Genomic DNA, 24,848 nt, shown 5'->3' on the forward strand with positions numbered 1-24,848 from the left:
TGAGTGAGAACCTAATCAATGCGCATAAAATTCTACTTAAAAGCTACGATTAACAAATGCTTACCTGCATTTTCCCCGGAGGGCCCAACTTGTGGCGAAGCGGGAATGGCCATATACAGACCATTATAAATCAATGACTTAGCAATGAAAACAGGCCGGAAAACAGGCCGAATTGCTTTATTCTTATGGTAAATCAATTCTTGCGCGTTCTTCATTCTGGCGCTGATCCAGCCAGAAAGCGACCAGGAATAGTATATAAATGGTTGCCACGAGACCGTGCATGACGGGAACCAGCGTGTTGGCGCCGAAGATATGCGGCCAAACCTTATACATGGCGATCTGCGCGCCCGCGCCCATGACCCACATGACCGCACCCCAGGAGGCGCCGAGCCAGAGACCGAGAGCCGCGACCGGGAAAATAACCGCCAGTGCGCTGCCCGCCACGCGCCAGGGCAGGTTCAGCATATCGAAGCGCCCATGGCCGCCAAGCGAATAACCCGTCAGCATCGCCCAGTATTGCAGGCCGAACCAGAAACAGGAAACCGCGACCAGTCTCATGAAGACCAGAAAGAGAATTTCGGCAAGCGGACGCTTCGGCAGAGGTTGAGAATCAGGTTCCATGGCCGGAAGATACGGTCTCGATGGGCGGGCGACCAGTCCATATTGAATTCAGCCGCCTGCCTTGTCAAAGCATGATCGCCCACGCGGTACGTCAATGAGGGAAGATTGTCGCATTCGCATGGGCAACGCTTCATGCTATGCAGCTTTCGAAATTTGACCGAAGGACATTCTGACATGCAGGACAAAACGCACCTGGTCGACGAGATCACCGGCCATCGCCGCATGCGGCGCAATCGCAAGGCGGATTGGACACGCCGTCTGGTTCAGGAAAATCGCCTGACCGTTGACGATCTCATCTGGCCGGTCTTCATCGTGCCGGGCAGCAATATTGTCGAGCCCATTCCCGCCATGCCCGGCGTCAACCGCATGAGCGTCGACCGGCTGGTGGAAGCGGCAAAGGAAGCCGCCGATCTCGGCATTCCGGCAATCGCGACCTTTCCGAATATCGAGATGGAGCTGCGCGACGAAACCGGTTCGAACGCGCTCGAGGCCAACAATCTCATCAATCAGGCGACGATTGCGGTCAAAAAAGCCGTTCCTAATATCGGCATGATCACCGATGTCGCGCTCGACCCCTTCACCAGTCACGGGCATGACGGCATTCTGCGTGGTGACGAGATCGTCAATGACGAGACGGTGGAACACGTCGTCAAGGCTGCAATCCTGCAGGCCGAGGCCGGCTCGGACATTATCTCTCCGTCGGAAATGATGGACGGCCGTATCGGCGCCATCCGTCGCGGCCTTGACGCGGCCGGGCACCAGAATGTCGGCATCATGTCCTATGCGACGAAATTCTCTTCCGGCTATTACGGCCCCTATCGCGAGGCGATTTCCACTGCCGGCCTGCTGAAGGGCGACAAGAACAGCTATTACATCAGCCCCGCCAACGGCATGGAGGCGATCCGCGACGCAGCACTCGACGTGGAGGAAGGCGCCGATATGCTGATGGTCAAGCCCGGCCTGCCCTATCTCGATATCTGCTGGCGGCTGAAGGAAAATTTCGGACTGCCGACTTTCGCCTATCAGGTCTCCGGTGAATATACCCAGATCAAGGCTGCGGCCATGAACGGCTGGATCGACGGTGAGCGCGTGATGATGGAAACGCTTCTCTGTTTCAAGCGTGCCGGTTGCGATGGCATTCTCACCTATTTCGCCATCGAGGCCGCGCGCAAACTGGCGAAGGGCTAAGGTCAACGCTTATTGTATTCGGTCGTTTTCTTCCCATATTGTTTGCTGACACGGCATTCATGCCGAGCTGTCAGATCCTTTCAGGAGAAAACGACCGATGAGCCTCGAACAGAACCCCACCTATGCCGCACCGGATGACTGGCGCGCCTATAGCGGCGTCCTGAGCCGGCGGGTTTTTGCGTTCCTGATCGATTACGCGATCGTTCTGCTTCTGTGCATCCCGGCCGCGGTCATCGTATTTTTTCTCGGCGTGATTACCTTCGGCCTTGGCTGGTTCCTCTATCCGGCGCTGTTCGTCATCGTTGCGGTGCTCTATTTCGGCATGACGCTCGGCGGCCCGTCACAGGCCACCCCCGGCATGCGGGCGATGGGGATTGCGATGGCGCGCATGGATGGGCAGCGAATCGATTTCCTGCTGTCGACCGTGCACATCGTGCTTTTCTGGGTCATCAACTCGGTTTTGACGCCGCTGATTCTGCTTGCAGGCCTGTTTACCGAGCGCTCGCGCCTTGTTCACGACTTCCTGCTTGGCACCGTCATCGTCAGAACGCGCTGATATTGCCGAAAGCTGCGAAAACGTGGCTTGCAAACCCGGCAAATGCCGCATCTCGCATTGACGTTTTCCGGCATTTTGCCATTCTGTGACATTATGCATGTCGCTTGAAGCGCCGCCGCCAGCCCCGTGAAATTGCGGCGCGCTTTATAACAGACGCAGGAGGCGATCACGGTTCGATGAACACGCAGGCGACGCCCTCTCCTCAATTCTATCTTACGGCGCCGGCCACATGCCCCTATCTGCCGAACCAGATGGAGCGGAAGGTCTTCACCCATCTGGTCGGCCCGCGCGCTTCGGAAATGAATGATCTTCTGACCCAGGGCGGTTTCAGGCGCTCGCAGAACATCGCCTATCGCCCGGCCTGCGAAAACTGCCGCGCCTGCGTTTCCGTGCGCATCCTCACCGAACAGTTCCAGCCGACGAAATCGATGCGGCGTGTTCTCGCCGCCAACAGGGATGTCGTCGCCACGGTTCATGCAGCCGAACCCTCCACCGAACAATTCGCGCTGTTTCGCCGCTATCTCGACCACCGCCACCAGTCCGGCGGCATGTCCGACATGTCGGCGCTGGATTATGCGATCATGGTGGAAGACACACATGTGAACACCCGCATCATCGAATATCGCGTGCGCGAACCCGGCTCCGGCATCGATTCCAGCAAGCGTGGCGAGCTTCTTGCGGTGGCGCTCAGTGACGTGATGAGCGACGGCCTGTCGATGGTCTATTCCTTCTTCAATCCCGAGCTCGAAAAACGCTCGCTCGGCACCTTCATGATCATCGACCACATCACCCGCACCCGCGCACTCGGCCTGCCGCATGTCTATCTCGGCTATTGGGTCGATGGTTCGGAAAAGATGGGCTACAAGACCCGCTACCATCCGCAGGAGCATCTGACACCGCGCGGGTGGGAGGTTTATGTGCCGGAAGAAAAATGAGCTGTCGTCAAAGCCTCAATGAATGCTGAGCTCTTGTAAGTAAGGCAGGAAAGACGTCCCCGGCTTTGCCACCGGGAACGTCATTCACATATTATCCGCCAAACTTCCCGCTGCGCGGAAAGCCCTTCGGCACGGTACGGCCCGCCGTCGCGCGGTCGGCCAGCCATTCGCGCAGTTCTTCACCCACCTTGTTGAAGAGACGCCCGGCCGTGTCTGACCATGACAAGCCCTCGGCGAGCGCGAAACATTTCACGTCGACGACGCCGCCATCCTTGTAGCGTTGCAGGCGCACCCCCTTGCCGCGCGACATTTCCGGCACCTGCGCCAGCGGGAAAGCCAAGAGCTTGCGGTTTTCGCCGACGACGGCGACGTGGTCGCCCGTCACAGGCACTGCGAGCTTTGCTTCATCCGGCATCGAGACGTTCATGATCTGCTTGCCCTTGCGGGTATTCGCGACCATTTCGCTCTCGGGTACGATGAAGCCGTTACCGGCCGTGGAGACGAGCAGCAGCTTGCGCGATGGATCGTGCACGAAGGCGGTCAGAATATCCTGATCGTTTTCCATGTCGACCATGATGCGGATCGGCTCGCCATGACCGCGCCCGCCCGGCAGCTTGTCGGCGCCGAGCGTATAGGCCTTGCCACCTGTCGTCAGCAGCAAGAGCTTGTCGGTGGTCTGCGCCGGGAAAGCGAGTTTCGGGCCATCGCCTTCCTTGAAGGTGAGCGACGAGGTGTCGGACATGTGCCCCTTCAGCGCCCGGATCCAGCCCTTCTGCGAAATGACGATGGTGACCGGTTCCTTCTCGATCATCGCCTGCTGGATGGCTTCGATATCGGCATCCGGCGCATCCGCGAACTGGGTGCGGCGGCGGCCGATCTCGGTTGCCTTGGCATATTTCTTTTTGACCTCGCCAATTTCCCAGGCGACGGTCTGCCACTGCTTGTCATCGGAAGCGAGCAGCGCCTCGATCTCGGCCTTCTCGTTGCTGAGATCGTCGTGCTCCTTGCGGATTTCGATTTCCTCGAGCTTGCGCAGATTGCGCAGCCGCATATTGAGGATGGCTTCGGCCTGATTGTCGGTGAGCGACCACTTGACCATCATCACCTGTTTCGGCTCGTCTTCCTCGCGGATGATGCGGATCACCTCATCGAGATTGAGATAGGCGACGAGCAGGCCACCCAGAATCTCGAGCCTGCGGTCGATGGCTGCCAGACGATGGCGGGAACGGCGGACCAGCACGTCCTTGCGGTGAGCCAGCCACTCGGTCAGCACCTCGTTCAGCGCCATCACCTTCGGCACCTTGCCGAGCGACAGCACGTTCATGTTGAGCGGCAGGCGGCTTTCGAGATCAGACAGGCGGAACAGCGATTCCATCAAGAGCGTCGCATCGACGGTGCGGCTCTTCGGCACCAGAACGATGCGCACATCCTCGGCGGATTCGTCGCGAATATCTTCGAGCAGCGGCAGCTTGCGGGCGATCAGCAACTCGGCGATCTTTTCGATCAGGCGCGATTTCTGCACCTGGAAGGGGATTTCGGTGATGACGATCTGGTAACCGCCGCGACCGAGATCTTCCGTTTCCCATTTGGCGCGCACGCGGAAACCGCCGCGGCCGGTCTTATAGGCATCGAGAATATTCTCGCGGCTTTCGACGATCACACCGCCGGTCGGCAGGTCGGGGCCGGGAATGAACTCGACCAGCTTTTCCACCGTCGCATCGGGATGCTTGATGAGATAAAGCGCCGCGTCGCAAAGTTCGTGGGCGTTGTGCGGCGGGATCGATGTCGCCATGCCGACGGCGATGCCTGAAGCGCCGTTGGCGAGCAGATTGGGGAAAGCGCCCGGCAGGACGACGGGTTCTTCGTCTTCCTCGTTATAGGTAGCGCGGAAATCCACCGCATCCTCGCCGATGCCTTCCAGCAGCAACGCCGCAACTTCGGTCATGCGCGCTTCGGTGTAACGATAGGCAGCGGCCCCATCGCCATCGATATTGCCGAAATTGCCCTGCCCGTCGACGATCGGATAACGCTGCGAGAAATCCTGCGCGAGGCGCACCAGCGCATCATAGACCGACTGGTCACCATGCGGGTGGAACTTACCGATTACGTCACCGACGATACGCGCGCATTTCTTGAAGGCCGAATTGGGACGAATACCCATTTCACTCATGGCGTGAATGATGCGGCGGTGAACCGGCTTCAGGCCGTCGCGCACATCCGGCAGTGCACGATGCATGATCGTGGACAAGGCGTAAGCGAGGTAGCGCTCTTCAAGCGCCGCCTTCAAATCGACCGGATGAATATTATCGTCTCCGCCGGACGGAGGTACAAGATCTTTTCCCATGGTGCTTGACTAGCGGAAATGCCGATAACCGGCAAGAAATTCAGGGGGTGCAGCTGTGGATGAAAGCAACCTTTTCATGCGATTTTTTGTTAACCGCGTTGCAAATGCCGCAATGCCGCCGTCATGGGAATCGATCTAAATCCTATAGACCTTTGAATAATCGCGAATATAAGTATCACCATTAGCATTGAGACACGGTGCACAGCCGTACGTTGAGGGAAGAAACATCATGAGACTGAAATCCACCCGGCAGGTTCTTTTTGCGAGTGCCGCGCTTCTTACGCTTTCGGCGCCGGCCTTTGCGCTTGATGGCGGGGATCTGCTGAAGAAGATCAATGCAGCTTACGCAGCGCAGGGCGGTGAGATCGCCGCCGGCTCCGTCGCCGTCAACGGCTCGACGGTGACGCTGAACAGCGTGACCTTCAACGCGGCCGCAGATCCGGCAAAGAAGATCCCGGTCGGCAATATCACGCTTGAAGGCGTCGAGGAAAACAACGGCGGTTACAAGATCAAGAACGCCCGCTTCGACAATATCGACTACAAGCAGGAAAACATCGAGATCAAGGCGAGCGACATCTACATGTCCGGCCTTGTCATTCCGGCCGATGCCACCACGGGCAAGGTCGATGCGCTGATGTTCTATGACGAAGCCCATAGCGGCCCGATCTCCGTTTCCGTCGACGGCAAGCAGGCTTTCTCGCTTGAGGAAACCAGCGCGACGATGTCGGTCAGCGACGACAAGAACTCGATCGGTTTCGAACTCGACGCATCCGGCTTCAAGGCTGATCTCAGCGAAGTCACCGATCCGGCGACCAAGGATGCCATCGAAAAGCTGAAGCTGCAGGCGCTTTCCGGCGACATGACCATGAGCGGCAGCTGGGAAGTGGCCTCCGGTACCGTTGATGTCGAGGAATACGCCATCGACCTCGATGACGTCGGCCGTCTCAACATGTCGTTCGGTTTCTCCGGCTACACGCTCGACTTCATCAAGTCGATGCAGGAGACGGTAAAGGCGCAGGCTGCCAACCCGAACAAGGAACAGGCAGACCAGGCGGCAAGCCTCGCCATGCTCGGCCTGATGCAGCAGCTGTCCTTCGTTAATGCCGAAATCAGCTTCGAAGACGCCAGCATCACCAAGCGCGCGATCGACTATGCGGCAAGCCAGCAGGGCATGACCGGCGATCAGCTCGCCCAGACCATCAAGGGCATGGCCCCCATCATGATGGCCTCGCTCAACGTGCCGGAGCTGCAGAACATGGTGTCGACGGCAATCAACGCCTACATCGACAATCCGAAGAACTTCTCGATCACGGCAGAGCCGGAAAAGCCGGTTCCCTTCCCGATGATCATGGGTGCCGCCATGGGCGCGCCGAACACCCTGCCGAAAATGCTCGGCCTCACGGTAACGGCAAACGAATAAAACCAAAAAGCCCCGGTCATGCCGGGGCTTTTTATTTGTGCGAGATGCAGCGACGGGCCGATCAGGCCGCTTCGTGCAGGCCGTATTCCTGTAAGCCGGCTTCGCTCAGCCGGAACTGCTGCACCAGTTCCTTGAGACGCGTGGTCTCGCCGGCCAGCATGGCGCTGGCGGCATTGTTTTCCTCGACCATGGCGGCATTCTGCTGTGTGCCCTGATCCAGATGGTTGACGCTGGCGTTGATTTCGGAAAGCCCGAGCGACTGCTCCCTCGTGGCTGCCGCGATGGCCTCGATGTGGTCATTGATCGTCTTTACCGAGCCGCCGATGCGCGACAGGGCCGCGCCGGTTTCCCGGACGAAACGCGCCCCTTCCTTCACTTCGCTGCCGGAGGTCTGGATGAGTATCTTGATTTCGGCCGCCGCCTTTGCGGAGCGCTGCGCCAGTTCGCGCACCTCCTGGGCAACGACGGCAAAGCCCCGGCCCGCTTCGCCGGCGCGAGCCGCCTCGACACCGGCGTTGAGCGCCAGAAGGTTGGTCTGGAAGGCGATCTCATCAATGACGCTGATGATGCTGCCGATCCTGCCCGAGGATTGCTCGATCTTTTCCATGGCCGTGATCGTGTCGACGACGAGGTCAGCCGTACGATTGGCGTCCTCATCGGCCGAATGGGCGATCGTGCGAGCTTCCACCGTGCGATCCGCCGAAATGCGGATATTCGCCGTCAGTTCATCGAGTGCGGCGGCGGTCTCCTCCAGCGAGGCGGCCTGTTGCTCGGTGCGATGTGCGAGATCGGCAGCACTCTGGCTGATTTCCTGACTGCCGCCGTCAATCGCCACGGTCGACTGTACGACGCCGGACATGGCCGCATCAAGCTGACGGATCGTCAGGTTGAGATCGTGACGCAGCGCCTCGAAATCCGGTACGAAAGGCTCGTTCAGTTCGAAGGAGAGATCGCCAGCCGCAAGGCGGCGCWGCGCCGCCGCAAGCCCGGTCGTCGCCTGCATCAGCTTCGCCTGCGCTTCGGCCTCCGCCTCGCGCTGGAAGCGGGTCTTTTCCGCCTCGGCCTGCTGCCGGGCCGCGAGTGCCTGATCTTCCAGTTCGATCTTGGCGATGGCCGCCTGCCGGAAGATTTCCAGCGCATGGGCCATGGCACCGAATTCATCCTTGCGGCGCAGGCCGGGAACGGCGAATTCGGTTTCGCCATCGGCCAGACGGCGCATCGCGCCGGTGATTGCGGTTGCCGGCCGGGTTATCGAGCGGCCGATGAAATAGACGCCCGCGAAAAGGCTCACGACGGCAAGGGCGATGAGGGCAACGACAATCGAAACCGTCGTTTCCGCCGCAACCTGGTTTTCGAGCGCGCTTGCCTCCCTCTCCTGCCGATAGGCCGTGGAAATCTCCGTGACGATGGGCAGCAGGGCACTATAGGCGGAAGCGAGGGTTTCGCGCGCCTTCTGCTCGTCCAGCACGGCCGCAGCGTAAAAACGGAAGGACGCCGTATATATTTCCAGTGCATCCATGATGCGCTGACGTTCCGCACCCGGCCGGTATTCCAGCTTCACCAGCGCCTTGAAGGTCTCTACCTCGGCGGCATGTTTTTCCACATAGGCTTCGTCGCGCCGCAGGATGAAATCCTTTTCGTGCCGACGCATCATCAGCATGCTGGCGCGGATTTCGGCATTGGCGACGACGTCGACGAGCTTTTCGATGGAATGCACGCCATTGCGCATTGCGCCTTCCAGGCCTTCGGCGGGCGTGAGGCCAAGCTCCCTGTTCTTGGCAACAAGCGCCTTCATGCGTTCGCCATAGGCCACGGCACCCTGCGCCAGCGCTTCGAGCCGCGTCCGGGTCTGGGACGTCGCACTGCCTTCGAGGAAGCTCAGGGACTGACGTATCTTCTCGATCGTCTGATCGAACTGCGCCACGGAACTCATATCCCTGGAGAGGAGAAAATCCCGCTGGTGCAGGCGGCTTTCATGCAGATCATCCACCAGCCTCATCAGCACCCCGTCCCGCTGGATAAGTCTGTCTTCGGCGACGCGATAACGCGCCTCCATATGCCTTTGCCAAAGCAGCATGCCGGCAATGACGGCAATACCGACCAGCGCAGCCAGCGCCAGCACCGAGATACGGTGACCTATCCTGAACGTTGAAACCAGCGGAAACATTCAACCCTCGTTTGCAGAATTTCATGAGGGATAAATGGGGGCACAAGGCTTAAGAACTCCTCTACCGGGTTTGTCAGTTTGATTAAGTTTTTATGACAATTCACAAGCGACAGCGGGCCGCAACAATCCGGGAAATCACCCGTAACGCCGCTGCCGTGCGGATTGGATAAGGGACGGGCGAGCATTCCCTCTCCCGCCCCATTTATCCAGCCGATCCATGCCGATCCAACGGGACCGGGTGGAGGCTATGCGGCCTTGTCGGTAGCGCGTGGCACCTGCAAAGCGCCGGTTCCCGACCAGTCGACCCTCCGGGTGGCGAACATGGTTGCGGCAATGGCGATGAAGGAGATCACTGCGCCGGCCAACAGCGCATATTCGTCTTCGTTCAGGACCAGATACATGACGCCATAGGCGACCGCGAGAACCGTGAACAGGGCCGCACCGTTCCTGCGACTATTGGTTGCGCTCCCGAGGTAAAACGAGATCAGCACCGCCGTCGACAATGAGGCCGTGGCATAGGCGATGGTGAAGCCCGTATGTTCGGAGAGTGCCAGCAGCAGCACGTAAAAGACGATCAGCGCCAGCCCCGTCAGCACATATTGTATCCAGTGCACGACGGTACCGCCCTTGAGTTCGACGATGAAGACGGCAAGGAAAACCAGCGAGATGAAGCCGATCGAATATTTCAGCGTCCGCGCGATGATCTGATAGAACTTCACGGGTTCCACGAGGTTGATCGTCATCAGGCTGCTGGACAGCGGCAGGCGCGTCCCCTCCACCACGCGGTCTATGCCCCTTGCGAGATAGGGGATCGTCCAGCTGGCCGTGAAATCAGTGGCGGTAACCGTCTTTGCCTCCGGCAGGAACAGTCCCTCGAAACCGGGATGCGGCCAGTCGGCCTTCGCCGAAAAGCCTGTCGTCTGACCGGCGGGCGCCACCGCAAAACTGCCGGACCCGTTCAGGGAGAATGCGATGTTGAAGGCGAAACCGGTTTCGATGAGGCCTTTCCCTATCGACCTGTGCACCCCGGCATCCGACCTTATCGCGATGTCCTGACCGGCGCGGGTCGTCATTGCCGAAATATCCCGCATGCCGGGATCGAAGGGCAGAACCGGACCGCCGTCTATGCTGACACCGGCACTGGAGCGGATGCCGGTAATATCCTGAATGCTAAGAACCAGAATGGCGCTGTCCAGCCGCGGCGTGCCAGAGAAACGAGCGAGATCCTGCAGAATGCCGGGGCCGAAGCGGCCGTTCAGGACAAGATTGCCGTTATAGACCGGCAGGCTGTAGATCGACAGGCGCTTTTCCTCGGTCTTCAGGTCGGCGGTGACCTGCAGCGTTTCCGGCATCACCAGCGCCCACTCCGTCGTGCGGTCGACGATGCTGCGGCCATCCACCTCCCGGCGGCGTTCCACATCAAAAGGTACGGCGAGATAGGGACCGTTCACCACCTGATCGCTGCCCCAGCCGCTGGCAATCCGCCCGGAGACGTCTTCCGCCCGTGAGGCACGTTCTTCCGTCAGCCCCCAGACGAGCAGAAGCGGCACCAGCAGAACCATGGATATGAAGCCGATCATCAGGAACTTGGCGCCCGGCGAACGCAGGCTGACGGCGAAATTGCCGCGTGACTGGGCCGGAGACGCCTGCCCTCCCGCCGGTACAAGGTCTTTTTCCGTTTCATGTGCCATTCTGAAATCCTTCTAAATATGATCGCGCCGAAACCAAGAACGAAGTTCGGCCGGCGCTGTCCCAAGTTTAAAACCCCAAATAGTCTTGCGTCCCCCAGGTGAACGCAGGGCCTATACTGGGATCGGATTTCGGCTGATTGTGCGCGGAATTCGGTTTAATGCGCGGTAAAATTGTGACTTTGCCGCGTTCGTTGCAAAAAGGGCCGGCGTCGCCGCCAGCCCTTTGTTTGAAACCTGAATAAATCCAGATCAGTCCTTCTTGGACGGAACCACACGCAGTGCCAGTTCGCGAAGCTGGGTCGGCGTTGCCGGCGACGGCGCGTTCATCAGAAGGTCCTGCGCCTGCTGGTTCATCGGGAACAGCGTGATTTCGCGCAGGTTCTTGGCGCCAACCAGCAGCATGACGACACGGTCGATACCGAATGCGCAGCCGCCATGCGGAGGCGCGCCATACTGGAACGCACGGTAGAGGCCGCCGAAGCGCTCTTCCACATCCGTCTGGCTCAGGCCAACCTTTTCGAAGGCCTTGACCATCAGCTCAGGCGACTGGTTACGGATCGAGCCGGAGGCGATTTCGAAGCCGTTGCAGACCGCGTCATACTGGAACGCCTTGATAGACAGCGGATCCTGCCCTTCCAGCGCTTCCATTCCGCCCTGCGGCATGGAGAAGGGGTTGTGGGCGAAGTCGATCTTCTTTTCTTCCTCGTTGTATTCGAAGAAGGGGAAATCGACGATCCAGCACATCTCGAAACGGTCGCGGTCGATCAGGTTCAACTCGTCGGCAGCGCGGGTGCGCGCCTCACCGGCGAACTTGTAGAACTTGGCCGGATCGCCGGCGACGAAGAAGCAGGCGTCACCCGCCTCGAGGCCGAGCTGCTGGCGCAGCGCCTCGGTGCGTTCCTCGCCGATGTTCTTGGCGAGCGGGCCGGAGCCGCCGACCTTGCCGTCTTCTTCCTTCCAGAAGATGTAGCCGAGGCCGGGCTGGCCCTGGGACTGCGCCCAGGCGTTCATCCGGTCGCAGAAAGCGCGCGAACCACCGGTTTTCGCCGGGATCGCCCAGACCTGAACCTTGGGGTTGGAGGCGATCATGTTGGCGAAGACCTTGAAGCCCGAACCATCGAAATGTTCGGTCACGGCTTCCATGACGATCGGGTTGCGCAGATCGGGCTTGTCGGAGCCGTATTTGCGGATTGCCTCGTCATAGGGAATGCGCGGCCATTCTTTGGTGACCGGCTTGCCTTCGGCGAACTTCTCGAACACGGCCGTCATCATCGGCTCCATCGTGGTCCAGACATCTTCCTGGGTCACGAAGCTCATTTCGACGTCGAGCTGGTAGAACTCGCCCGGCAGGCGGTCGGCACGCGGGTCTTCATCGCGGAAGCACGGCGCGATCTGGAAGTAGCGGTCGAAACCGGCGACCATCAGAAGCTGCTTGTACTGCTGCGGCGCCTGCGGCAGCGCAAAGAACTTGCCTTCATGGATACGCGAGGGCACGAGGAAGTCGCGCGCGCCTTCCGGCGAAGAGGCAGTGAGGATAGGCGTCGTATATTCGGCAAAGCCCATATCGCCCATGCCGGTGCGCATGGCGGAGATGATCTGCGTGCGGCGAACGATGTTCTTGTGCAGCGTTTCGCGGCGCAGGTCGAGGAAGCGGTACTTCAGGCGAACGTCTTCAGGGTACTCGGGCTCGCCGAAGACCGGCAGCGGCAGTTCCTTGGCAACGCCCAGAACCTCGATTTCCTGCGCATAAAGCTCGATCTCGCCGGTCGCCATGCCCTTGTTGACGGTGTCTTCCGAACGGGCCTTGACGAGGCCGTCGATGCGGATGACCCATTCGCCGCGCACGGTTTCTGCAACCTTGAAGGCCGGGCTATCAGGATCGGCAACCACCTGGGTGATCCCGTAATGGTCACGAAGGTCGATGAAGAGAACGCCGCCATGATCTCGCACGCGATGAACCCAACCGGAAAGGCGAACGGTTTCGCCAACGTCGGACTTGCGGAGAGCGGCACAGGTGTGGCTGCGGTAACGATGCATTTTTTTATCCTGGAACGTGTCGTGGGCCTGTTGGAGGCCAGATGGGCGGCACTGTCGAAATTTGCCGGAAAAGCGCATGGCCAGCCTGATTTGTCAAGGCAAAGCGCAACAATGTCGCCTTGCGACTGTCCTTTCCCCCGCCTTGGCTTTAGATAGGGCTAATCCACCCCGCCAAACCGAGTCGGCCCGCAATGAGCCAGATCAGACCTCTTATCCCGCTTCTCGTCACCGCCGGCATTCTGATCGGCGGCAACGGCCTGCAGGGAACCTATATCGCGCTTCGCGGCCTTTCCGAGGGATTTTCAGCCAGCACCATCGGCCTCATCAGCGCCGCCTACAGCATCGGCTTCGCGCTCGGCTGCATTTCGGTGACGCAGCTCATGCGCCGGATCGGCCATATCCGCACCTTCGCCACCATGGCGGCGGTCGCTTCCGCGGCATCCATCGCCATGCCGCTCGTCATCCACCCCGTGTTCTGGATGCTGATGCGTTTCGTCATCGGCATTGCGGTCGCCTGTCTTTTTGCCGTGATCGAAAGCTGGATCAATGCGCAGGTCACAAATTCCAACCGGGCGCGCACGCTCTCCGTCTATCGTTTCGTCGATCTCGGCTCCGTGACGCTTGCGCAATATATCATTCCCATCGCCGGCATCGGCGGACCGGTGGTGTTTTCGCTGATCGCCATGGCCCTGTCGCTTTCGCTGGTGCCGATCTCTCTTGCCGACAAATCCAACCCCACCCCGCCGAAGCAGATTCCCTTCAATCTTTTCGCGGTCTGGCGCATCTCACCGCTTGCCGTGGTTGGCTGCGTGGCCGTCGGCCTCAGCATGGCGGCGTTTCGCAATATGGGGCCGATCTATGCCGAACAGATCGGCATGTCCGTCACCGCCATCGCCACCTTCATGAGTGCCGGCATCATCGGCGGCGTGGTGCTGCAATATCCGCTCGGCGTCTATTCCGACCGTTATGACCGCCGCATCATCATTCTCGCCACCACCGCCGGCTCTGTCATCGTCGGCCTGTTCCTCGCCTTCTTCGCCGGCACCGACGAGTGGAGCAACATCGTCGGCGTCTTCGTCTTCGGCGCCTTCGCCCTGCCGCTCTATTCGCTGAGTTCCGCGCATGGCAACGATCACGCCAAGGAAGGCGAGCATGCGATGATGTCGGCCGGGCTCCTGTTCTTCTGGTCCGTGGGCGCGACGGTCGGACCTCTTCTCGCCTCCGTGCTGATCGACCAGTTCGGCCCGAAGGCGCTGTTCAGCTATACGGCCGCGATCCAGATCGTTTTCATCGCCTATACCATCTACCGGCTGCAGGTGCGCGAGGGCGTTCCCGTGGAGGAGCGGAACTGGCGGTTCAGCTCACTTTTGCGCACCTCAGCCTATTTCCAGAAGCTCGCCACAGCTCCGCCACCCAAAAAGGATGGACCGGAGCCCGATCCGCCCGAGAAAAACGATCCTTGAGGCCGGAAAAGCGGGCTTTGTATTGACATGCGCCCGGCAAAGGGAAAGTAAGACGGATAATTTTCACGAGTGGCCATTTGCAATGATTGAAACGACTGCCGCCCTCGCCGAAGCCTGCACGGAACTGGCGAAATCGGAATTCATCACCATCGACACCGAATTTTTGCGGGAAACGACCTTCTGGCCGGAGCTGTGCCTCGTACAGATGGCGAGCCCGACGCTCGAAGTACTGGTTGATCCGCTGGCCAAGGGTCTCGATCTTACGCCTATGTTCGAACTGATGGCCAATCCAAACGTCGTGAAGGTTTTCCACGCCGCACGGCAGGATATCGAAATCATCTACCACCTCGGCGGGCTCATTCCGCACCCGATCTTCGACACGCAGGTTGCCGCCATGGTCTGCGGTTTCGGCGATTCGATCTCCTACGACCAGCTGGTGCAGAAGATCAAGAATGTGCAGATCGACAAATCCTCGCGTTTCACCGACTGGAGCCGCCGTCCGCTGACCGAGAAGCAGCTGGATTACGCGCTGGCCGATGTGACCCATCTGCGCGATGCCTATCTGGCGCTGAAGGCGCAGCTGGAGCGCGAAGGCCGCTCGCTGTGGCTGACCGAAGAGATGGATATTCTGGAATCGCGCGACACCTATGACATGCATCCCGACGATGCGTGGCTGCGGTTGAAATCGCGCCTGCGCAAGCCGACCGAACTCGCCATCCTCAAATTCGTCGCCGCCTGGCGCGAGCGTGAGGCGCGGTCGCGCAACGTGCCGCGCTCCCGCGTGCTGAAGGACGACGCCATCTTCGAAATCGCCCAGCAGCAGCCGAAGGATGCCGAGGCGCTGTCGCGGCTGCGCACCATCCCGAAGGGCTGGGAACGGTCCGCCTCCGGCACCGCCATCGTCGAGACGGTGAATGCGGCACTGGCGCTGCCGAAGGAAGAGATGCCGAAGGCGCCGCGCCACAGCCATGCACCGGAAGGCTCCGGTGCTGCGGTGGAGCTTTTGAAAGTTCTCCTGAAGCTGACGGCAGACAAGCACGGCGTCGCCGCCAAGGTCATCGCCAATAGCGACGATCTGGACAAGATCGCCGCCGAGGGCGAGAACGCAACTGTCGCGGCGCTGACCGGCTGGCGGCGCGAGCTGTTCGGCGATGTGGCGCTGAAGCTCATCAATGGCGAAGTCGCCCTGCGTTTCGCCGGCAAGAAGGTCGAGGCCGTAGAGGTTGCGGCGAGCGAGTCGTAACCGCTCGCCGCTTTCCACCCCAATTTTGCCCGCATCGCGCCCCATCTCTCTGCTGATGGTTGCGCGATTCCAAGGGTATTTCCATGAAACCTGCCCGCATTCCGCTGCTCGCCGCACTTGTCGCGGCGGCAGGCATTCTCCCCTCTCTTCCCGCCCACGCCGCTGAAGGCAAGGTCGACCTTCAAGGTGAATGGACGACAGACTGCCTGAAGATCGGCAAGAATGACCGCCACGGCATCGTCACGCGCCTCACCATTCGCGGCGAGCGCATGCAGGCCGTCTCGCAGCTTTATGCCCGCAGCGGCTGCCAGCAGCCAACGGTGCAGGTGCGCTACGAAGGCACGCTGGACGGTGGCCTGAAGGATCAGGACAGCCTGCAGTTTGCCCATACCGTCACCTCGATCACCATGACGCCGAATGACAGCGACGTCGTCGAGCACTATAATCGCGACCCGAAAGGCGCCGGCTGCGGCCTGACTGGCTGGAGGGAAAATATCCCCTTCGACGTCGATGGTCGAACCTGCGCGGCGATCGCCTTCGCCCGCAAGGGCGATACGCTGTTCGACCGGGCCTGGATCGACGGCAACAGGCTGCGCTTTGCCGCCTTCCCGATCAAATGGTCGAACCGCACGCAAGAGGACCGGCCGCAATCCCCGCTTGAAACGGTCTATTACAGAACCTCCTATTAGGGCGGTTCCAGAAAAGGCGGATCGCGGTTTCGCGCCCCCAAAAATGCGACAAAACATCTCAGCCGCAACGGCGCATCCGCACCCGTTTTGCGGCAACGGGGCAACAGCCTTGCCAATCCTTCATGCAACCTTACCGATTGCTCACTTTTTGCGGCGCTTTTTCCCCATTAATGTCGCATATGACCTGAACAGATGCTTCGCCCGAAGGGAGCGGCGGGCCTTCCCTTCCCGAGACCAGAACCGATATGAGAAAATTGCTGCCCATCCTGGATTACGTGGTGCTCTTCGTTGCCGTGGCCGGCAGCGGCGTGGCCTACGCCTTTCTGGAATATGGCGGCGGCGCGTTGATCGGCGCCACCTATGCGCTCTTCGCCTGCGCGCCGATTCTCGCTTTCGAGCGCGGTTACATCATGCCCGGCCTGTCGCGGCAGGTCAGCGCCCTGCCGACGCCTGCCTATATCGCCGTCGGTCTCATCATCTACGCCATCCTCGTCTTTTGCGGCTTCGGGCTCGGCGGCACGATCCTGTGGCTGAGCGGGATATTCCCCGGTACCTGGAAACGGGCCGTGCATGCCGAGGTGCAGACGTTGATCTTTACCCTGATCGTCTGCGGCATCATCGTCTTCATCATGCGTGTGCGTGAGCTTCTCGGCCGCGATATCTTCATCGATCTCATTCTCGGGCGCTATCGCCGCCCGGTCAGCGAAGACCGCGTCTTCATCTTCATCGATCTCGTCGGCTCCACCTCCTTCGCCGAAACCCATGGCGACCTGAAGGCCCAGGAGTTTCTTGGAGAAATCTTCGCAAGCTATGCCGCACCGGTGAGGAAACACGGCGGTGTCATCGATGATTATATCGGCGATGCCGCCATCATCACCTGGCCCTATCACATGGCGATCCGGCGGGCGGCCTGCGTGCGCTGCGTCTTCGATATCCAGGCCACCATCGAGGACAAGCGCGACATCTGGCTTTCCCGCTTCGGCGAAGTGCCGCGCCTGCGCTTCGCCATCCATGGCGGTCCGGTCATCACCGCCGAAATCGGCGTCGACCATCACAAGATCACCTATTTCGGCGATACGGTGAACACGACCTCGCGGCTCGAATCGCTGAGCAAGATGCTCGGCCATCCGGTGCTGATTTCCGCCGATCTTGCTCACCAGCTGGTGCTCCCGAAGGGCGTGCGCAGCGAATATCTCGGCGAACATGCGGTGAAGGGCCGTGGCCAGACGCTTGGCGTCTGCACGCTCAGCCAGCAACAGGCCTCCGCCGCATAAGGGCCTCTCGGCCCCCAGAGGCCATCTGTCGGTGATGGCCGTCATAAAATTTCATCAAAGCTTCAAACGGCAATCACTTGCCTGTCATGCGACGACCCTATCGCGTCAATCCAGTCTTCAACAGGTATCGAGGGGTCACCATCATGAAGCACATTCTTTTCGCCTCCTGCGCGCTTCTTACGCTTGCCACCGCATCGCACGCTGCAGAGCAGGAGTTTCCGGCAAAGCTCGTCTCCCACGCCATCCTGCCGGCCAACACCATCATCGCGGCGCCCGCCGATGCGCCGGAGCACCTCAAGACCTCCGCCAAGTTCACCACCGCCGACCGCAAGCGCGCCGAAGGCCTGGGCACCGTGCCCGGCAAGGACGGCATGCGCCTGACCGGCCTTTCCATGCCGTTCAACGGCCAGCCGATGCAGGGCTTTTCCGGCATCAAGGCCATGCCCGATGGCAGCTTCTGGAGCCTTTCCGACAATGGCTTCGGTTCCAAGCTCAATTCCAGCGACGCCATGCTGATGCTTCACCACCTGAAACTCGACTGGGATGCCGGCAAGGTCAATGCGCTTGAAACCGTGTTCCTTTCCGACCCGGACATGAAGGCGCCCTTCCCCATCGTTCTCGAAGGCACTGCCAAGCGTTATCTGACCGGCGCGGATTTCGACGTTGAGTCCATTCAGCCGGTTGCCGATGGCTTCTGGGTCGGCGAAGAATTCGGCCCCTACATCCTGAAATTCACCCGCGACGGCAAGCTGACCGACGTCATCGCCACCAAGGCCGGCGACATCGAGGTGAAGTCTCCGGATCATCCCACGCTTGCCCTGCCCGGCAACCCGACACAGAAGATGCCGGCCTTCAACCTGAAGCGTTCCGGCGGTTACGAAGGCATGGCGCTTTCCAAAGATGGTTCCAAGCTCTACGGCCTTCTGGAAGGTCCGCTTTACATGGCTGATGGCCAGGTGGAAAAGACCGAAGACGGCGCAACCGCGCTGCGCATCATCGAACTCGACACCGCCAAGAAGCAATGGACCGGCCGCAGCTGGCTCTACCCGCTGGCCCAGGGCGGCGAAGCCATCGGCGACTTCAACATGCTGGACGACAGCACGGCGCTGGTCATCGAACGTGACAATGGCGCCGGCACCGCCGACAAGGCCTGCGCCGACCCGAAGAAGCCGGAAGCAAACTGCTTTGCCGTGCCCGCCAAGGTGAAGCGCATCTACAAGATCGAGTTCAATGACGCCAATGTCGGCAAGGCCGCGCGCAAGATCGGCTATATCGATCTTCTGAAAATCTCCGACCCCGACAACAAGAAGCGTCAGGGCGGCGGCAACGGTTATTACGACATGCCTTTCGTCACCATCGAGAATGTCGACCGCGTCGATGCCACGCATATCATCGTTGGCAACGACAACAACCTGCCCTTCTCGGCCGGCCGTGCGCTGGACAAGGCTGACGACAACGAATTCGTCCTGCTGGACGTCAAGGACCTGCTTGACGCCAAGTAAGACCGAAGCTGCTGTCAATCGCTTTGGCAGCGGCGAATGATCCCGACGGAGCGCCCGGCAGACACAATGTCTGCATGGCGCTCCGTTCCGATTCTCCAGAGCTGGAGCAATTCCGGTGAACACCGGTTCACCTCCATTGCTCTAACTCTTTGTTTTTGCGCATTTCCGGACGCAAAACCGAGCACAGTTTTGCTGGAAATGCTTTAACCGAAACATGCTTGCGGAAAAGAAGACATTTCATGCAGGACCATGCAGAGAGACTATATTACGCCCTGAAGAAAAGCTGGTCGGGTGAGACCAGCAGCCTTTGGTCGCGCGAAAACCCCGCCAAGGGACAAGGCAGCGTCACCGCCCTGGTGGTGCAGGATATTTTCGGCGGTGAACTCGCCAAAACCGCTGTCAGCGGCGCCGAGCATTTCTACAATATCGTCGAAGGCATTCGCTGGGACTTCACCTTCGCCCAGTTCGATATTCCGGTCGGTTATCAGGACAGGCTTGCCAGCCGCACGGAGGCCATGGCGACGATAACGCCGCTGCAATATGCCTATCTCAGCGCCTGCATCAGAAAGGCATTGGGGCACGGCTGAACCGTTTACGCGGGAATTTCGCACCTGCGGTTTACCCGGCGACTTCCGGCATGACGCGCAATTATTCCGCCCCGTTCCACAACCGCAATTTCTGCCTTTCCGCAAAGCGGTCACAATCAATGCGATAATCCTGGCTGGCGCAATGGACGCAGTGACAGGAGAGTCTTTGATGAGTGAGAGTTGTCCGGTACCGACACCGGCAGAGCGGCAGATCCAGGATATATTGGAACGCAAGGAAGCGGCGATGATGGCGAGCATTCACGCCGCCCTTGAGCGCGCCAGCAAAGAGGTCGCTGAAGCGTTCAAGACCGTCGATTCGGACATGCAGCCACCGCCCCATGACTATTTTGCCGCAGTCGCGCATCAGCAGCTCTTCCTGCTCCTATGCGGGGCCGACCCGAAGACCTTCGAGGGCGGAGACCCTGAAATCGCCGGTCACATCATTCGCAACGCTCGGAACATAACCGAGCACTATTGGGAGAAAAAAGAAACCCCGGTCGATGTCACCGTCAGGTGATGCGCCTCATGAAGAGAAGACGTCTGCGCGAGCAACCGGCGTGATCCGCACTTGAGAGAAAAGCCGGCGGCCACGACCGGACTGCTTTCACCATCCCGCGTCACAGACCCTTCATCATCCCCGGTTAAGCAGGCGCGAAATCCGGAGACTGGAATGGACTCGACCGCTCAGATCAAGCGCCCGAAAATCGCAGAGACCGTTATTCATGCGACAGCGAGCATAAGGGATTCAAGCATCGGTGAATGCTGCGAAATTCTGGCTGATACCTCGCTGCATAATGTCGAACTCGGGAGCTACTCCTATCTCGGTCCCCGCTGCATGGTAGGGGACGCGATAATCGGAAAGTTCTGCGCCATCGCCGCGGAAGTCAGGATCGGTGCGCCGAACCATCCGATGGACCGGCCATCCATGCATCGTTTCAGCTACTGCCCGGAATATTACTCCGCCGATGCGGTGCGCGACGACGCCTTTTTCGACCAGCGAAAGCAGGATCGCGCCATCATCGGCCATGATGTCTGGATCGGTCACGGGGTCATCGTCTTGCCGGGTGTAACGGTTGGAGACGGCGCGGTACTTGCCGCCGGTGCCGTGGTCACCAGAGATGTGCCGCCCTACACCATCGTCGGCGGTGTTCCTGCGAAAATCATTCGCGAGCGCTTTTCGCGATCCATCGCGGCGAAGCTTGCTTCCATCGCCTGGTGGGACTGGCCATTCGAGACGATCATGGCGCGGCTTGCCGACTTTCAGTCGAGCGATATCGAAGCCTTTTGCGAGCGCTGGTCGTAGCCAGCGCCGCAAGACGGGCATCGCCGCTCGTCACTCGAATACGAAGGCCAGTCGCTTGCCCGTCAGCTTCGCCAGCTGCTGCAAACGGCCATCCAGACGCTCGCCCGCGAAATCGCAATAATCATGCGGCACGACGAATTCCAGATCGAGATCCGGATTGTCGGATTTGCGGAATTTCAGATGGTCGACGACGCCCGGCATCGAGGCCGAAAAGAGGTAGACGACACGCAGCAGGCCGCCGAGCAGCTTGCCGAGTTCCTGCAGACGTTCGCCTGCCATTACCGCAAGCGGCTCCGTGGTGCCGTTATCGTTCAGGCCTTCGAAGCGATAATAATTGGCGAGCGCAATATAGGCGCGGCCGGGATGGGTGATCGCCACGAAGGACGAATGGGCGATGATGTTGAGCGCCTGCAAGCCGCGATAGTCCGGATGGGCGCGCCAGCTGATATCGGCCAGAAGGCAGGCCGCCTGCCGGTAACGGCTCTCCTCTTCGGTCTCATCAATGCCGAAGACCGGAAAGGTGCGACCGCTCCAGTCCGCCAGTTCGCGCGCATGTTCTGGCGAGCGGGCGCGCAGAATGGCAAGCTCATCCGCCGCGACCAGCAGCGGATCGGAATCCCGCTCCTCTTCCGTCAGCAGCGAATAAAGATAACCTTCGCGCACACCCTGCGCCGAAAAGGCGATCTTTGCCGGTTTCATCACCTTCAGGACTTCGCGCATGGCGATGGCGCCGAAGGGCAGCAGCGAACGGCGGTTCTTGGAGACCGCCTGCCAGGCCGGATCCTTGCTGTCCCGGGAGACGATGACCTCCTCCAGAAAATTCAGCATTTCCTCCAGCGGCAATTCATATCCCTGCATCATATGCAGCGAATAGCCGGTGATCTCCATATGCAGTTTGGCGATGTTTCGCCAGGTGCCGCCGACCGCATAAAAGGTGCGCCCCTCACCCGCCGCCAGAAGCTTCGCAAAGGATTTGACGTGTTTTCTGGCGATGGTGGCTGCCTTTTCCAGCGAGCCGTCCGATTGTTCCGACAGCCGCAGGCCGCCGAGCGGCAGGGTGATGCCCTCGCCGCAGCTCTTGCCCTTGATGTCGATGAGCTCGAGCGAACCGCCGCCGAGGTCGCCAGCGATGCCATCGGGATCATGGAAACCGCTGATCACGCCATAGGCCGAATAAAGTGCTTCCTTTTCGCCGGACAGCACCTCGATCTCGCAGCCGAGAATGGCTTCGGCTTCACGGATGAAATCCGGGCCGTTTTCCGCTTCACGCGCCGCAGCCGTCGCCAGCACATAAAGCTTCTGCGCCTGCGCCTGTTCGGAAAGCACATGGAAGCGCCTCAACGCCATCAGCGCCCGGCTGACACCTTCCTCATGCATGCGGCCCGTCAGCGCCAGTCCCTTGCCAAGGCCGCAAAGGACCTTTTCGTTGAACAGCACCGCGGGCGCGCGGGAAAGGCCTTCATATACAACGAGACGAACGGAGTTCGAACCAATATCTATGACGGAAACGGGGGCAAGGCCGGTCAGCCGCCCCTGTGCTTCTGATCGAGTCATTCAGCCTGTTTCTTGCGGGAGGAAATCAACCCGGCAATCAATTTGGGCGCACTGGATTTCAGGGCTTCACCACGTCCGGAAAGGCTGGGATTGGTCATGAAATAGTGCTGCGCGTTGAACGGTTCTTCGCCTTTACGCACCTCGATGCGCCTTGACGTTCCGTCCGCAAGTATCTCGTAGCTCTGCTGGTTGTCAATGAGATTGCCCAGCATAATCTGTGAAAGAACCTGCTCGTGCACGGTCGGATTGGTGAGCGGAACAAGCGTCTCGACGCGACGGTCGAGGTTGCGCGGCATCATGTCGGCCGAGCCGATATAGACCAGCGCCTTGTCCGAAGGCAGCCCGAAACCATTGCCGAAGCAGAAGATGCGGCTGTGTTCCAGGAAGCGGCCGACGATGGATTTGACGCGGATATTGTCCGACAGTCCCGCCACCTGCGGGCGCAGGCAGCAGATGCCGCGCACGACCAGATCGACTTCCACACCCGCAGCGCTGGCGCGGTAGAGCGCATCGATGATCTCCGGATCGACCAGCGAATTCATCTTCATCCAGATCGCCGCCGGCGCACCGCGCTTGGCGTGCTCGATCTCTTCATTGATGTGCTTCACGATGCGGGCGCGCAGCGTATAAGGCGAAACCGCCAGCTTCATGCCCTCTTCCGGCTCGCCGTAACCCGTGATGAAGTTGAAGATATTCGCCATGTCATGGGCGATCTTCGGATTGCAGGTGAAGAAGGACAGGTCAGTGTAAATCTTCGCCGTGATCGGGTGGTAGTTGCCGGTACCAAGGTGGCAATAGGTTCTGAGCTTGCCGTCTTCACGGCGCACCACCATCGACATCTTGGCATGGGTCTTCAGTTCGATGAAGCCGAACACCACCTGCACGCCGGCGCGCTCCAGGTCGCGCGCCCAGCGGATGTTTGCCTCTTCGTCGAAACGCGCCTTCAGTTCCACCAGCGCAGTGACGGATTTACCGGCTTCGGCCGCATCGATCAGCGCGCGAACGATCGGGCTGTCATTGGAGGTACGATAGAGCGTCTGCTTGATGGCGAGCACGTCGGGATCGCGCGCGGCCTGCAGCAGGAACTGCACGACCACGTCGAAGCTCTCATAGGGATGGTGGACCACCATGTCCTTTTCGCGGATGGCGGCGAGGCAATCGCCGGCATGTTCGCGCACGCGCTCGGGGAAACGGGCGTTATAGGGCTCGAACTTCAGGTCGTCGCGCGGCGCGCGCACGATTTCCGAGATGGTATTGAGCGCGAGAAGGCCGGGCAGAACGGCGACACGATTGTCCGGAACGCCCAGCTCATGCACCACGAACTGGCGCAGCGACTGCGGCATTTCGCTGTCGGTTTCGATACGGATGACGGAACCGCGACGGCGGCGCTTCAGCGCGCTTTCGAAGAAGCGCACCAGATCTTCCGCCTCTTCCTCCACCTCGATATCGCTGTCGCGGATGATGCGGAACGTGCCGGAACCGCGAACGGTATAGCCCGGATAAAGGCGATGAATGAACAGGCCGACCACATCTTCGAGCGTGATATAGCGAATGGCGTTCTTTTCATCCGGCAGGCGCACGAAGCGGTCAAGCGCCGGCGGCAGGCGCAGGAGCGCCGTCATCGGCTCGCGGCCGTTGACGCTGTCGAGCTGCAGGCCCATGGAAAAGCCGAGATTGGGAATGAAGGGGAACGGGTGTGCCGGGTCGATGGAGAGCGGCGTCAGCACCGGGAACATGCGTTCCTCGAACTCCGTTTCCAGCCAGGTACGGTCCGCATCCGAAAGTGCGGCCGGCCGCACGATGAAGATTTCTTCCCGGGCAAGATATTGCTGCAGAACGGCAAGCGAAGCCTGCTGCTCCATCTGCAGATTGTCGATTTCCTTCAGGATATCTTCCAGCTGTTCGGCCGGGGTCTTGCCATCGGGCGTCTTGACGGTGATCTTCTGGCGTACCTGGCCTTCGAGGCCGGCGACGCGGACCATGAAGAATTCATCGAGGTTGGCGGCCGAGATGGACAGGAAACGCAGCCGCTCCAGCAGCGGGTGATCCGTATTCAGCGTTTCTTCGAGGACGCGGCGATTGAACTGCAACCAGGAGAATTCGCGGTTGATGAAGCGCGCCGGGCTATCCCAGAGGTTCTCGCCCTCGTTCACTGGCTGAACCTTGTTGAAATCTTCCTGCGCGACAGCGTCCATGCCCTTTTCCATCCCCTTAGCTGTTTCCGTCCCGTGATCCTGTTGCATCGCGTGATCGTCCTTCTTGCCCGTATAACAG

19 protein-coding genes are annotated in these 24,848 nt (G+C 60.0%); 12 read left to right on the forward strand and 7 right to left on the reverse strand.

Annotation, left to right across the window (positions count from 1 at the left end; all coding sequences use genetic code 11):
* Window positions 1–183 precede the first annotated feature (183 nt).
* Window positions 184–621, reverse strand: a complete 438-nt coding sequence (locus tag QD336_RS15600) for a DUF6163 family protein (protein ID WP_003502204.1) — start codon at window positions 619–621, stop codon at window positions 184–186.
* A gap of 174 nt (window positions 622–795) precedes the next feature.
* On the opposite strand from QD336_RS15600, the gene hemB reads away from it, so the two are divergent.
* From hemB to QD336_RS15615, 3 genes are all read left to right on the forward strand, one after another.
* Window positions 796–1,809: a porphobilinogen synthase gene (hemB, locus tag QD336_RS15605; protein ID WP_499171296.1), complete on the forward strand. Its 1,014-nt coding sequence runs from the start codon at window positions 796–798 to the stop codon at window positions 1,807–1,809.
* 97 nt (window positions 1,810–1,906) lie between these two features.
* Complete coding sequence (locus QD336_RS15610; RefSeq protein ID WP_499171297.1) at window positions 1,907–2,365, forward strand: RDD family protein; 459 nt, start codon at window positions 1,907–1,909, stop codon at window positions 2,363–2,365.
* A 176-nt stretch (window positions 2,366–2,541) separates the two neighbouring features.
* On the forward strand, window positions 2,542–3,300 hold the full coding sequence (locus tag QD336_RS15615; RefSeq protein WP_269343953.1) for an arginyltransferase: 759 nt from the start codon (window positions 2,542–2,544) through the stop codon (window positions 3,298–3,300).
* A gap of 91 nt (window positions 3,301–3,391) precedes the next feature.
* Here the strand turns inward: QD336_RS15615 and parC are convergent, their stop codons facing one another.
* On the reverse strand, window positions 3,392–5,644 hold the full coding sequence (gene parC / locus QD336_RS15620; RefSeq protein WP_499171298.1) for a DNA topoisomerase IV subunit A: 2,253 nt from the start codon (window positions 5,642–5,644) through the stop codon (window positions 3,392–3,394).
* 229 nt (window positions 5,645–5,873) lie between these two features.
* On the opposite strand from parC, the gene QD336_RS15625 reads away from it, so the two are divergent.
* Complete coding sequence (locus tag QD336_RS15625; RefSeq protein ID WP_499171299.1) at window positions 5,874–7,064, forward strand: aq_1923 C-terminal domain; 1,191 nt, start codon at window positions 5,874–5,876, stop codon at window positions 7,062–7,064.
* A 61-nt stretch (window positions 7,065–7,125) separates the two neighbouring features.
* On the opposite strand, the gene QD336_RS15630 is transcribed toward QD336_RS15625, so the two are convergent.
* From QD336_RS15630 to aspS, 3 genes are all read right to left on the reverse strand, one after another.
* The gene (locus QD336_RS15630) at window positions 7,126–9,231 is read right to left on the reverse strand and encodes a methyl-accepting chemotaxis protein (RefSeq protein ID WP_499171300.1); all 2,106 of its coding nucleotides are present in this window, start codon (window positions 9,229–9,231) and stop codon (window positions 7,126–7,128) included.
* A 245-nt stretch (window positions 9,232–9,476) separates the two neighbouring features.
* Window positions 9,477–10,922: a cell envelope integrity protein CreD gene (gene creD / locus QD336_RS15635; protein WP_499171301.1), complete on the reverse strand. Its 1,446-nt coding sequence runs from the start codon at window positions 10,920–10,922 to the stop codon at window positions 9,477–9,479.
* Window positions 10,923–11,171: 249 nt separating this feature from the next.
* Complete coding sequence (gene aspS / locus QD336_RS15640) at window positions 11,172–12,959, reverse strand: aspartate--tRNA ligase (RefSeq protein WP_499171302.1); 1,788 nt, start codon at window positions 12,957–12,959, stop codon at window positions 11,172–11,174.
* A 191-nt stretch (window positions 12,960–13,150) separates the two neighbouring features.
* On the opposite strand from aspS, the gene QD336_RS15645 reads away from it, so the two are divergent.
* From QD336_RS15645 to QD336_RS15680, 8 genes are all read left to right on the forward strand, one after another.
* The gene (locus tag QD336_RS15645; RefSeq protein ID WP_499171303.1) at window positions 13,151–14,422 is read left to right on the forward strand and encodes an MFS transporter; all 1,272 of its coding nucleotides are present in this window, start codon (window positions 13,151–13,153) and stop codon (window positions 14,420–14,422) included.
* An 82-nt stretch (window positions 14,423–14,504) separates the two neighbouring features.
* Window positions 14,505–15,665: a ribonuclease D gene (rnd, locus tag QD336_RS15650; RefSeq protein ID WP_269343965.1), complete on the forward strand. Its 1,161-nt coding sequence runs from the start codon at window positions 14,505–14,507 to the stop codon at window positions 15,663–15,665.
* Between the two features lie 83 nt (window positions 15,666–15,748).
* Window positions 15,749–16,354, forward strand: a complete 606-nt coding sequence (locus tag QD336_RS15655) for a hypothetical protein (protein WP_499171304.1) — start codon at window positions 15,749–15,751, stop codon at window positions 16,352–16,354.
* Between the two features lie 245 nt (window positions 16,355–16,599).
* Window positions 16,600–17,628, forward strand: a complete 1,029-nt coding sequence (locus QD336_RS15660) for an adenylate/guanylate cyclase domain-containing protein (RefSeq protein ID WP_269343968.1) — start codon at window positions 16,600–16,602, stop codon at window positions 17,626–17,628.
* A 143-nt stretch (window positions 17,629–17,771) separates the two neighbouring features.
* Window positions 17,772–19,130 (forward strand): esterase-like activity of phytase family protein, encoded by a 1,359-nt coding sequence (locus tag QD336_RS15665; protein ID WP_499171305.1) that lies wholly within the window; start codon window positions 17,772–17,774, stop codon window positions 19,128–19,130.
* Window positions 19,131–19,369: 239 nt separating this feature from the next.
* The gene (locus QD336_RS15670) at window positions 19,370–19,717 is read left to right on the forward strand and encodes a YunG family protein (protein WP_499171306.1); all 348 of its coding nucleotides are present in this window, start codon (window positions 19,370–19,372) and stop codon (window positions 19,715–19,717) included.
* Window positions 19,718–19,886: 169 nt separating this feature from the next.
* Entirely contained in the window at window positions 19,887–20,234 is a 348-nt protein-coding gene (locus QD336_RS15675; protein WP_499171390.1) for a hypothetical protein, read from the forward strand.
* 153 nt (window positions 20,235–20,387) lie between these two features.
* Window positions 20,388–21,020 (forward strand): DapH/DapD/GlmU-related protein, encoded by a 633-nt coding sequence (locus tag QD336_RS15680; RefSeq protein WP_269343974.1) that lies wholly within the window; start codon window positions 20,388–20,390, stop codon window positions 21,018–21,020.
* 30 nt (window positions 21,021–21,050) lie between these two features.
* On the opposite strand, the gene ppx is transcribed toward QD336_RS15680, so the two are convergent.
* Both ppx and QD336_RS15690 read right to left on the reverse strand, forming a co-directional pair.
* Window positions 21,051–22,574: an exopolyphosphatase gene (gene ppx, locus QD336_RS15685; RefSeq protein ID WP_269343975.1), complete on the reverse strand. Its 1,524-nt coding sequence runs from the start codon at window positions 22,572–22,574 to the stop codon at window positions 21,051–21,053.
* A complete protein-coding gene (locus QD336_RS15690) occupies window positions 22,571–24,769 on the reverse strand; it encodes an RNA degradosome polyphosphate kinase (protein ID WP_442864918.1) in 2,199 nt (732 codons plus the stop codon). Before QD336_RS15690 ends, ppx begins: the two co-directional genes overlap by 4 nt.
* Window positions 24,770–24,848: the final 79 nt, after the last annotated feature.

The sequence above is a fragment of the Rhizobium sp. BR 250 genome, assembly GCF_047445855.1.
Lineage (GTDB): Bacteria > Pseudomonadota > Alphaproteobacteria > Rhizobiales > Rhizobiaceae > Agrobacterium > Agrobacterium tumefaciens_I.